The organism is Oleiphilus sp. HI0132 (assembly GCF_001635845.1).
The window spans coordinates 1-818 of sequence record NZ_LWGJ01000570.1 but is presented as its reverse complement, the minus strand read 5'-3'; the positions used below and the strand labels follow the sequence as shown (position 1 = coordinate 818).

Genomic DNA, 818 nt, shown 5'->3' with positions numbered 1-818 from the left:
TTAGTATCTGACGATGATTATGATAACGACGGCATACTGAATGATGTTGATAATTGTCCGTTAATTCCAAACACTAACCAGCTTGATAGTGATAATGATGGCATTGGTGATGTATGCGATACACCGGCCCTAGTTGATTACGACAGGGATGGTATTCCAGATGAAAGCGATAACTGCCCTTTGATTTCCGAATAGTGATCAGGCTGACCGTGACAATAATGGTATAGGTGATGCTTGTGATGTTCCGCTTATCTCAGACGATGATTATGACGATGACGGCGTGCTTGACGGAGTCGATAACTGCCCATTAACACCTAACCCGGATCAAAGTGATAGTGATAGCGACGGGATAGGTGATGCCTGTGATGCGCCTTCCGTTATCGAAAATGACTTCGATAACGATGGAATACTTGACGAAAATGACAATTGTCCACTAATACCCAATGCAGATCAGAGTGATCGTGACGCTAATGGTATTGGCGATGCATGTGATGTCCCCGAGATTATTTCACCACCGCCACCGGAGTTAGTTGGTATTAGCTTAAGCGGTGTTGTTAATGGTGAGGGAAGCCCCGTTGGAGGCGCGGAAGTAGCAATCTATAATAGTCAAAAACAATATCTGAGTTCTGTGGCTACATCGTCGGACGGTGCGTACTTATTTGAAAATATGAGTGCTGGCGATTATTTCATTGGTGTTACTCCGCCATCAGAAAGTGGCCTCAGCAACCCTACCCTGCAGGAAATAAGTATTGCTGGTCGCGACGTCGTTCACTTGATTACATTGATAGGTGACGCACTGACCTTATCTGGTTACCTAA

At 44.9% G+C, this 818-nt stretch carries 1 protein-coding gene and 1 pseudogene; both read left to right on the top strand.

Annotation, left to right across the window (positions count from 1 at the left end; genetic code table 11):
• Window positions 1-493 (top strand): annotated as a pseudogene (locus A3766_RS32610) (thrombospondin type 3 repeat-containing protein); the annotation flags it as partial.
• A partial coding sequence (locus A3766_RS32605) for a carboxypeptidase-like regulatory domain-containing protein (protein WP_369808607.1) occupies window positions 476-818 on the top strand: 343 nt, incomplete at its 3' end. The pseudogene A3766_RS32610 and the gene A3766_RS32605, both read left to right, overlap by 18 nt.